Annotated in this window: 11 protein-coding genes; 7 read left to right on the top strand and 4 right to left on the bottom strand. The window is 58.6% G+C overall.

The genetic code is table 11. The features are described from left to right. The first annotated feature begins 89 nt into the window (after nucleotides 1–89). The 6 genes from hisB (at nucleotide 90) to ACVBEG_RS23040 (ending at nucleotide 4,003) form a co-directional block, all read left to right on the top strand. Nucleotides 90–683: an imidazoleglycerol-phosphate dehydratase HisB gene (hisB, locus tag ACVBEG_RS23065; RefSeq protein ID WP_219063669.1), complete on the top strand. Its 594-nt coding sequence runs from the start codon at nucleotides 90–92 to the stop codon at nucleotides 681–683. After that, the gene (gene hisH / locus ACVBEG_RS23060; RefSeq protein ID WP_322177360.1) at nucleotides 683–1,321 is read left to right on the top strand and encodes an imidazole glycerol phosphate synthase subunit HisH; all 639 of its coding nucleotides are present in this window, start codon (nucleotides 683–685) and stop codon (nucleotides 1,319–1,321) included. Before hisB ends, hisH begins: the two co-directional genes overlap by 1 nt. Continuing rightward, complete coding sequence (locus ACVBEG_RS23055; RefSeq protein ID WP_322177361.1) at nucleotides 1,321–1,578, top strand: DUF2164 domain-containing protein; 258 nt, start codon at nucleotides 1,321–1,323, stop codon at nucleotides 1,576–1,578. The genes hisH and ACVBEG_RS23055 overlap by 1 nt, the downstream gene beginning before the upstream one ends. 42 nt (nucleotides 1,579–1,620) lie before the next feature. Further along, nucleotides 1,621–2,358 carry a 1-(5-phosphoribosyl)-5-[(5-phosphoribosylamino)methylideneamino]imidazole-4-carboxamide isomerase gene (gene hisA / locus ACVBEG_RS23050; RefSeq protein ID WP_322177362.1) on the top strand — a complete coding sequence of 246 codons (738 nt, stop codon included), beginning with the start codon at nucleotides 1,621–1,623 and terminating at the stop codon, nucleotides 2,356–2,358. A 10-nt stretch (nucleotides 2,359–2,368) separates the two neighbouring features. Beyond that, complete coding sequence (gene hisF / locus ACVBEG_RS23045) at nucleotides 2,369–3,139, top strand: imidazole glycerol phosphate synthase subunit HisF (RefSeq protein ID WP_322177363.1); 771 nt, start codon at nucleotides 2,369–2,371, stop codon at nucleotides 3,137–3,139. Between the two features lie 78 nt (nucleotides 3,140–3,217). Beyond that, a complete protein-coding gene (locus tag ACVBEG_RS23040) occupies nucleotides 3,218–4,003 on the top strand; it encodes a substrate-binding periplasmic protein (RefSeq protein ID WP_322182982.1) in 786 nt (261 codons plus the stop codon). A 31-nt stretch (nucleotides 4,004–4,034) separates the two neighbouring features. On the opposite strand, the gene ACVBEG_RS23035 is transcribed toward ACVBEG_RS23040, so the two are convergent. The 4 genes from ACVBEG_RS23035 to gpmI all read right to left on the bottom strand — a co-directional run bounded on the left by ACVBEG_RS23035 (nucleotide 4,035) and on the right by gpmI (nucleotide 9,203). After that, nucleotides 4,035–4,826, bottom strand: a complete 792-nt coding sequence (locus ACVBEG_RS23035) for a divergent polysaccharide deacetylase family protein (RefSeq protein WP_322177364.1) — start codon at nucleotides 4,824–4,826, stop codon at nucleotides 4,035–4,037. A gap of 4 nt (nucleotides 4,827–4,830) precedes the next feature. Continuing rightward, on the bottom strand, nucleotides 4,831–6,150 hold the full coding sequence (locus ACVBEG_RS23030; RefSeq protein WP_322177365.1) for a S41 family peptidase: 1,320 nt from the start codon (nucleotides 6,148–6,150) through the stop codon (nucleotides 4,831–4,833). A 31-nt stretch (nucleotides 6,151–6,181) separates the two neighbouring features. Continuing rightward, the gene (locus ACVBEG_RS23025; protein WP_322177366.1) at nucleotides 6,182–7,510 is read right to left on the bottom strand and encodes a murein hydrolase activator EnvC family protein; all 1,329 of its coding nucleotides are present in this window, start codon (nucleotides 7,508–7,510) and stop codon (nucleotides 6,182–6,184) included. Nucleotides 7,511–7,667: 157 nt separating this feature from the next. Further along, the gene (gene gpmI, locus ACVBEG_RS23020) at nucleotides 7,668–9,203 is read right to left on the bottom strand and encodes a 2,3-bisphosphoglycerate-independent phosphoglycerate mutase (RefSeq protein ID WP_322277866.1); all 1,536 of its coding nucleotides are present in this window, start codon (nucleotides 9,201–9,203) and stop codon (nucleotides 7,668–7,670) included. 145 nt (nucleotides 9,204–9,348) lie between these two features. Between gpmI and ACVBEG_RS23015 the strand changes: the two genes are divergently transcribed. Beyond that, nucleotides 9,349–9,762: a rhodanese-like domain-containing protein gene (locus ACVBEG_RS23015; RefSeq protein ID WP_322177368.1), complete on the top strand. Its 414-nt coding sequence runs from the start codon at nucleotides 9,349–9,351 to the stop codon at nucleotides 9,760–9,762.

Genomic DNA, 9,762 nt, shown 5'->3' with positions numbered 1-9,762 from the left:
TCCTTTCCCTGCTTCTGTTTGCTTCATGCCAGCCGGTTCTGGGCCTATAATGCTCGCCTTTTTCGCCCAATGATTTTGCGGAGTTGGTGATGGCCGAACGTAAGGCGTCCGTCGAGCGCGACACTCTGGAAACCCAGATCAAAGCCTCGATCAACCTGGATGGCACCGGAAAGGCCCGATTCGATATCGGTGTTCCCTTCCTTGAGCACATGCTCGACCAGATCGCCCGACACGGGCTGATCGACCTGGATATCGAATGCAAAGGCGACCTCGCTATTGACGACCACCACACGGTGGAAGACGTCGGTATCACCTTGGGTCAGGCCTTTAGCAAGGCGATTGGCGACAAAAAAGGCATTCGTCGTTACGGCCACGCTTACGTGCCGCTCGATGAAGCACTGTCGCGCGTGGTCATCGACTTCTCCGGCCGCCCTGGCTTGCAAATGCATGTGCCGTATACCCGCGCTACCGTGGGTGGCTTCGATGTGGACTTGTTCCAGGAATTCTTCCAGGGCTTCGTCAATCACGCCAACGTCACTCTGCACATCGACAATCTGCGTGGGCACAACACCCACCACCAGATCGAGACCGTGTTCAAAGCCTTTGGTCGTGCCCTGCGCATGGCGATAGAGCTTGATGACCGTATGGCCGGGCAAATGCCTTCGACCAAGGGCGTGCTCTGATGCAGACGGTCGCGGTTATCGATTACGGCATGGGTAACCTGCACTCGGTTGCCAAGGCACTGGAACACGTCGGCGCCGGCCGGGTACTGATTACCAGCGATGCCACGGTGATTCGCGAAGCCGACCGGGTGGTATTCCCCGGCGTCGGCGCGATCCGCGATTGCATGGCGGAAATTCGTCGCCTGGGCTTCGATGAGCTGGTGCGTGAAGTCAGTCAGGATCGGCCATTCCTCGGCATCTGCGTCGGCATGCAAGCCTTGCTTGATCGCAGCGAAGAGAACGGCGGCGTTGATTGCATCGGTCTGTTTCCAGGTCAGGTGCGTTTCTTCGGCAAGGATCTGCATGAAGACGGCGAGCACCTGAAAGTGCCGCATATGGGCTGGAACGAAGTGTCTCAGTCGGTGAATCATCCGCTGTGGCATGACATCCCGGACCTGGCGCGTTTCTATTTCGTGCACAGCTACTACATCGATGCCGCCAACCAGCGGCAAGTCGTTGGGCGCGGGCACTACGGCGTCGACTTCGCTGCCGCGCTGGCGGACGGTTCGCGCTTTGCCGTGCAGTTCCATCCAGAGAAGAGCCATACCCATGGCCTGCAACTGTTGCAGAACTTCGCCGCATGGGATGGTCGCTGGTAATGAGCAAGAAGACCAAGCCGCCGATCTTGACCCTCACGCCCGAACAGGAGCGTGATGCGAATCACAAGATCAAGCGCTTCATGGAGGAGCGCTTCGAGCTGGATCTTGGTTCGTTCGAGGCCGGTGAAATCCTCGAACTGTTTACCCGCGAAATTGCTCCGCATTATTACAACAGGGCGATTTTCGATGTGCAGACGCACCTCAAAGAGAGGTTCGAGAGCATCGAAAGCGACGTGTGGGCGCTCGAGAAAAGCTGATTTCCGAGCGATGCTGAACTACTGAATTTGAAGGTTTTCCAGATGCTGATTATCCCCGCTATCGATCTTAAAGACGGTGCCTGTGTGCGTCTGCGCCAAGGCCGCATGGAGGACTCCACCGTGTTCTCCGATGACCCGGTGAGCATGGCTGCCAAGTGGGTGGAAGGTGGCTGCCGTCGTTTGCATCTGGTCGATCTGAACGGTGCGTTCGAAGGCCAGCCAGTCAATGGCGAGGTGGTCACTGCAATCGCTAAGCGCTACCCGCGTTTGCCGATCCAGATTGGCGGCGGTATTCGCTCGCTGGAAACCATCGAGCATTACATCAAGGCTGGCGTCAGCTACGTGATCATCGGCACCAAGGCAGTCAAAGAGCCTGAGTTCGTCGCTGAAGCCTGCCGCGCATTCCCCGGCAAAGTCATCGTCGGTCTGGATGCCAAAGACGGCTTCGTCGCCACCGACGGCTGGGCTGAAATCAGCACCATTCAGGTGATCGATCTGGCCAAGCGCTTTGAAGCGGACGGCGTGGCTGCCATTGTTTATACCGACATCGCCAAAGACGGCATGATGCAGGGCTGCAACGTAACCTTCACGGCGGCGCTGGCTGCGGCGACGCGGATTCCGGTGATCGCTTCGGGCGGTATCCATAATCTGGGCGATATCAAGACTCTGCTCAACGCCAGAGCCCCGGGCATTATCGGTGCGATCACCGGGCGGGCGATCTACGAAGGCACACTCGACGTGGCAGAGGCGCAAGCCTTCTGCGACAGCTACCAAGGCTAAGGAGCAACTCATGGCGCTGGCGAAACGCATCATCCCTTGCCTAGATGTCGACAACGGTCGAGTGGTCAAAGGCGTCAAGTTCGAAAACATCCGCGACGCCGGTGACCCGGTGGAAATTGCCCGTCTTTACGATGAGCAGGGCGCGGACGAAATCACTTTTCTCGATATCACCGCCAGTGTCGACGGGCGTGATACCACGCTACACACCGTCGAACGCATGGCCAGTCAGGTGTTCATCCCGCTGACCGTCGGCGGCGGCGTGCGCACCGTGCAGGACATTCGTAACCTGCTGAATGCCGGTGCGGACAAGGTCTCGATCAACACCGCTGCGGTATTCAACCCGGATTTCGTCGGTGAAGCGGCCGCACACTTCGGTTCGCAGTGCATCGTGGTTGCCATCGACGCCAAAAAAGTCTCTTTGCCGGGCGAAACGCCGCGCTGGGAAATCTTCACTCACGGCGGGCGCAAGCCGACGGGCCTGGATGCCGTGCTGTGGGCGAAGAAGATGGAAGACCTTGGTGCCGGCGAGATCCTGCTGACCAGCATGGATCAGGACGGTATGAAAAACGGTTTCGACCTGGGTGTGACGCGGGCGATCAGCGACGCGCTGGGTATTCCAGTGATCGCGTCTGGCGGTGTCGGCAATCTGGAGCACTTGGCAGCTGGTGTATTGGACGGGCACGCCAGCGCGGTGTTGGCGGCGAGCATCTTTCACTTCGGTGAATACACTATTCCAGAAGCCAAGGCCTATATGGCCAAGCGTGGCATTGTGGTCCGCTAAGCCCGCCGGCTGATGTCCTCTGGACATCAGTCGCGACGCACTGCACTCTGGGCATTGCCATGGATAGGGGTGATGCACGTGTTGAAACGTCTTCTCGTTGCACTCGCAAGTGCGGGTGTTCTGCTGACAGGTCTTGCCCACGGTGAGGCCGCCCCGGCTCAAGGCGCTTCTGGTGGAGATCCCCCCGCCTATTCAGTGGTCTTGCTGACCGAAAATTTTCCGCCTTACAACATGGCGGTCGATGGCAAGAACTTCGCTCCCGAAGACAGGATAAAGGGCATTGCCGCAGAGATCCTGCGCGAAACCTTCAAGCGCGCGGGGGTTGGCTACAGCATGACCCTGCGCTTCCCGTGGGACCGTATCTACAAGCTTGCGATGGTAAAACCCGGTTACGGCGTGTTCGTCACCGCGCGCCTGCCCGAGCGTGAAAAGCTCTTCAAGTGGGTTGGCCCCATCGGCCCGGACGACTGGATCATGCTCGCTCGCGCCGACAGCTCGATTGAGCTGACGACACTGCAGCAAGCGAAGCGGTACCGGATCGGCGCCTACAAGGGCGACGCGATTGCCGAGCAGCTAACCGCTGAGGGCATGAATCCGATCATGGTGTTGCGCGATCAGGACAACGCGAAGAAGCTGGTCGACGGGCAGATCGACCTGTGGGCCACGGGCGATCCTGCGGGTCGTTATCTGGCTCGGGAGGAAGGCGTTATCGGTCTCAAAACCGTGCTGCGCTTCAACAGCGCCGAGTTGTTCCTGGCGCTGAACAAAGACGTCCCCGATGAAATCGTCGCCAAGCTGCAGAAAGCGCTGGATCAAATGCGCGCCGAAGGACGGATTGACGAGATTCTTGGGCGTTACTTGTAACGGCCGCTATCGTGAGGGACTTGGTGCGGTCTCAGCGATAGATCCCATTCTTGCCGTGCGCGGCCATCGCCTGATTGCCACGTACGCTGATCATCCGCCGTAGATCGATCCATTGGATGCCTTGCGCCTTCAGGCGTGGCAGCTCGCGTTCCAGGACGTCGAGAGTCATCGGGTAGGGGTGACCAATCATCACCACTGAACCTTGTTTGTGCGCCAGCTTGATCGCAGCCTCGAACTGAGCGGTGATGGCTGCTGCCGTGCGTTCATCATCGAGAAAAATATCCCGCGAAAGACTGGCCAGACCGATGCGTTGTGCTTCGGCGGCGGCCACGGTGCTGGCGCTGGTGCGGCTGTCGAGCAGAAACAGATGACGGCGTTGCAGTTCAGCCACCAGCCACGTCATGGCCTCTGGCTCGGCGGTCATGCGGCTGCCCATATGGTTGTTGATCCCCACCGCGTAAGGCACGGCAAGGAGCGCCGCGTTCAGGCGCTTTTCCAGCTCGGCAAGCGGGAGTTCGGGATGCCAGGCAAAGGGCCCGGTCGCCGGGTCCATGGGCATATGCAATATGACCGTTTTGCCCGCGCGATGTGCCTCGCGAGCAAAATCGGCAGCGTGGGGTGTGTCTGGCATCACGGCCAGCGTGACCGGGCCTGGAAGCGTCAGGGCTCGATAGTCGCGGGCCGGGTTTTGCCCGAGGTCATCGATGATCAGGCTGAGGTAGGCAACACGCGGTGGGCCGGTTGTCTTTTCAGGCTCAACCGGCGTTGCATGGGCAACGCCGATCAGGCTGCATGAAAGCGTCAGTAGCAGCCATAAGCGCATGACACTAGTTGCCGCGAGTGACACTCAGGCCCTTAAGCAGGCTCAGTGCCTGGTTCAGCTGGAAGTCATCGTCTTGTGGACGAGCTTTCTTCCCGGCCGATGCCTTGGTGGTCGGTTTGTCCGCGCCGCCATTGCCGTTACCCAAGTGCCCCGCCAGATCGGCTTCCTTGTAGTTCTCGGAATCCACTTCGCTGGTCAATTTGCCACGACGCACTTCGATGTCCGGCAAAATACCCTGAGCCTGAATTGAACGACCATTGGGCGTGTAATACAGCGCGGTGGTGATTTTAATCGCGCGGTCATTGGCCAGCGGCAGAACGGTTTGCACCGAACCTTTACCGAAGCTTTCGGTACCCATCAGTACGGCGCGTTTCTGATCCTGCAAAGCACCTGCAACAATTTCAGCGGCTGAAGCACTGCCCCCGTTGATCAACACCACCAGCGGTACGCCTTCACTGGCGTCGGCCGGGTCGGCGTAGAAGCGCAGTTCGGAGTTGGCGATACGACCCTTGGTGTAAACGATAAGGCCCTTGGTCAAGAACTGGTCGGCCGTTTCAACGGCGGCTTGCAGCACGCCGCCGGGGTTGTTACGCAAGTCAAGGATCAGCCCGCTCATTTTCTTGCCGTTGTCTTTGCGCAGCTTGACCAGCGCCTTGCCGACTTCTTCACCGGTCTTGACTTGGAACTGAGTGATGCGGAGATAGCCATAACCATTTTCCAGCATCTGCGACTTGACGCTCTTGACCTGGATGGTTGCCCGCGCGAGCGTCACGTCGAATGGGGTGCCGCCTTCGCGAATCAGGGTCAGGGTGATTTTTTCACCGATCTTGCCGCGCATCTTGTCGACGGCTTCTTGCATGGTCTGACCACGGGTCGGCGCGCCATTGATCTTGACGATCAGGTCGCCAGCCTCGATGCCAGCCTTGGAGGCGGGCGTGTCGTCGATAGGCGAGACCACTTTGATAAAGCCGTCTTCGATGCCGACTTCGATACCCAACCCGCCGAATTCGCCGCTGGTGCTTTCCTGCAGTTCAAGGAAGTCTTCCGGGCCGAGATAAGCAGAGTGCGGATCAAGGTTGCTGAGCATGCCTTTGATGGCGTTCTCCAGCAGCGTCTTATCGTCTACTGGTTCGACATAGGCGGCTTTGACCCGATCCATGACCTCAGCGAAGGTGCGCAGCTCTTCGAGCGGCAACGGTGCCTTGGCGCCTGCCGAAGTGGCGGCGGCTGCGGGCTTGACGGCCTCGGCGGCTTGCGCCAGAGGAGCACCGATAACGATGGCAATAGCCAGGGCCAGCGAGGTGAGGCGGGACAAATGCAGCATGTCTAACGAACTCCTAAACCTAAAGTAGTGCTTACCCTTGAGCATGGCACCATTGCGCTGGATCACTTGGGCGACCCTGCTGACGAATAGCGAAATACAACGCCGGAGTGTCCTGACCCCCACTGCTGCCCACAGTGGAAATCGCTTCGCCGGCTTTAACAATGTCGCCAGCGTCTTTGAGCAGACTCTGGTTGTGGCCGTACAAACTCAAAAAGCCGTTGCCGTGATCGAGAATGACCAGAAGCCCTGCACCGCGCAACCAGTCGGCGAACACCACACGGCCACCATGCACAGCATGCACCTGGCTGCCCGCAGCGGCGCTGATCATTACGCCATCCCACTTGGTACGAGCGTCATCGCCGCGGGTTTCGCCGAAGCGCGCCAACAGTCGACCATCGACAGGCCATGGAAGTTTGCCGCGTGCCTCGGCAAAAGGTCCGCCATAGGAAACGCCAGCACTGGAAACCAGCACGCCCGGAGCTTTGACCGGGCGTTTTACTGGGGCCTCGTCATCGTCCTCAGCGCTTTTTTTGCTGCTGCTGTTTTTCGCCAGGGCGCGGGCCTGCTCTTCACGTTTGCGCTGTTTTTCTGCTTCCTGCTGGGCGATCAAGGCTTTCTGTCGGGCTTCTTCAGCCTCGCGCGCTTGTCGGGCCAGGGTTTCTTCAATCGTTTTCAGGACATTGGCCAGATCGGCCTGTTCTTGTTGGCGAGTCTGCAGTTTCTGATCGCGGGCTTTCACGTCCTGATTGAGTTTGGCCAGCGCCTGTTGGCGTTCCTGGCGAACTTTGTCCAGTTCTTCGCGCTGACTATCGAGCGTGCTTCTTTGCACCAGTAACTGTGCCTGTTGCAGATCAATGTCTTTTTCGACGCCGGCCAGCTGGCGCAGGGTTTCATTGAAACCGTGCAGTTGAGCCAGGCGCGCCTGGCTCAAGTAATCGTAGTAGGTCAGGGTGCGCGCGAATTTTTCCGGGTTCTGCTGATTGAGCAGCAGTTTGAGGTATTCCTCGCGGCCACTTTGATAAGCAGCCCGGGCCTGGATCGCGATCAATCGTTGTTGTTCAACGCGTGCGCTTTGGAGTTTTTTTTTCTCTTGGTCGAGCCGTTGCAGCTCGCTTTCAGTCTTTTTTTGTTCTTTTTGCAGGGCCTCCACCTGCTTTTCCAGCTTGCCCATCTCGGTTTCTGTACCGCGCAGATCTTTCTGCACGCCGGATTTTTCCTGCTGCAATTCACCGAGGCGCTTTTTCAGCTCGGTAACATCCTTGCGTGCAGCATCCAGCTGTTGTTGGGTTTGCGCGCGCTCATCGGCAAACGCCGGATTGAGCAAACACGTGAGAGCAAGGACGATCAGGGCGCGAAGCATGGGGCGGGCGACACCAAGGAAAGAGGATGAACAAAGCCTAGTATGCCCGCCGCGAGCCGCAAAAAAAACGCCTCAAGACGACTGCTTTGAGGCGTTTCGGACAATTAACCGGCGCGATGGTTTTTAAACGTGCCGGTTTAGAGCCTTTTTGTGCTGTTTATCGGGGAACAAGGATCGAATGACCGGTCATCTCTTCCGGTTTTTCCAGGCCCATCAACTGCAACAGAGTCGGCGCGACATCGGCCAGAACCCCGCCGTCACGCACTTTAAAGTCGCGTTTGCCCACATAAATGAACGGCACGGGTTCGGTGGTATGAGCGGTGTGCGCTTGACCTGTGGATTCGTCCGACATTTGTTCGACGTTGCCGTGATCAGCGGTAATCAATGCTTCACCCCCGACCTTCTCCAGCGCGGTCACGATCCGGCCAACGCACACGTCTAGGCATTCCACGGCCTTGATCGCCGCGGCCATGATCCCGCTATGGCCGACCATGTCGCCGTTGGCGTAGTTGACCACGATCACGTCGAAGCGCTGGTTTTCGATAGCCTCGACGATCCTGTCGGTGACTTCCGGTGCGCTCATTTCTGGCTGCAAGTCATACGTGGCAACCTGTGGCGACGGGATCAGGATGCGCTCTTCGCCAGGAAACGGTTCTTCGCGGCCGCCCGAGAAGAAGAAGGTGACGTGGGCGTATTTCTCGGTTTCGGCAATACGTAGCTGGGTTTTGCCGTTTTTTGCCAGGTATTCGCCCAGCACGTTATTCAGGCTGCCGGGTGCAAAGGCTGAGGGCGCCGGAATATTCGCTGCGTATTGGGTCAGCATGACGAAGTCAGCCAGTTTCGGTTGGCGGGCCCGCTCGAAGTCCTTGAAGTCATCTTCGACGAAGACCCGGGTCAGTTCACGGGCGCGGTCGGAGCGGAAGTTCATGAAAATCACGGCGTCGCCGTCTTCGACCCTGACCTGCTCGCCAATGCGGGTGGCTTTGACGAACTCATCGTTTTCGCCACGCTCGTATGCGGCTTCAAGCCCAGCCTGGCTGTTCGCGGCCTGGAATTCGGATTGGCCGTCGACGATCAGGTTGTAGGCGGAGGCTACGCGGTCCCAGCGATTGTCGCGGTCCATGGCGAAGTAGCGGCCAATGATCGTAGCGATGCGGCCTTTGCCCAGGCGGGTGAAGGTTGAATCCAGTAGCTCCAGCGATGACGTGGCGCTACGCGGTGGCGTGTCGCGACCGTCGAGGAAGGCGTGCAGGTAGATTTTTTCAGCGCCGCGCTGGGCCGCCAATTCGGCCATGGCAACCAGATGGTCCTGATGGCTGTGTACGCCGCCGTCGGACAGCAGGCCCAGGATGTGCACGGCTTTGCCCGCGCTGACGGCTTTGTCCACCGCGCCACAAAGGGTCGGGTTCTCGAAAAACTCGCCGTCGCGGATCGCTTTGGTCACGCGAGTGAAGTCCTGATACACCACTCGGCCAGCGCCGAGGTTCATGTGCCCGACTTCAGAGTTGCCCATCTGGCCGTCCGGCAGGCCGACATCCATCCCGGAGCCTGAAATCAAGCCATGGGGCTGGGTGGCGTACAAGTGGTCCATAACCGGCATCTTCGCCGCATAGATGGCGTTGCCCTCGTGACTCTCGCTGTGACCGAAGCCGTCCAGGATGATCAGGACCAAAGGTTTTGGTGTGGCAGTCATAAGAACCCACTCGTGGCTAGTGAAGTAACTTGAAAAAGATCGGCATTTTAAGGACAAGTTCAAACGGCGTCACTGCTTTACGGGCTTTGGCCGACCTTGGGTGCTGTGTATACTGGCCGACATTTTAACGCCCTGGAACCTACTGATGGTTGCTCACCTGATTGAATTTGCCACTAACCACTATTTGCTCGCTGGCGCTTTCGTCGTTCTGTTGGCTCTGCTGATTGCATACGAGCTGAGCAAAGGCGGCCGCAGCCTCAGTACCCGTGAGCTGACGTCGCTGGTCAACAGCGATCAGGGCGTGGTTATCGATGTGCGTAACGCCAAGGATTTCGCGGCAGGCCATATCGTCGGCGCACTGAACTTCCCGCAGGACAAGGTGATCGCTCGTATCGCCGAGCTGGAAAAACACAAGGCCAAGACCCTGATCATTGTTGATGCCATGGGCCAGCACGCTGGCGCCACTGCGCGTGAATTGCTCAAGTCCGGCTTCACCGCAGCCAAGCTGTCGGGTGGCATTTCCTCCTGGCGCGCCGATAATCTTCCTTTGGTGAAATAA

It is taken from the genome of Pseudomonas sp. GG8, from assembly GCF_052976945.1.
This window is presented reverse-complemented; position numbering and strand designations above follow the sequence as displayed.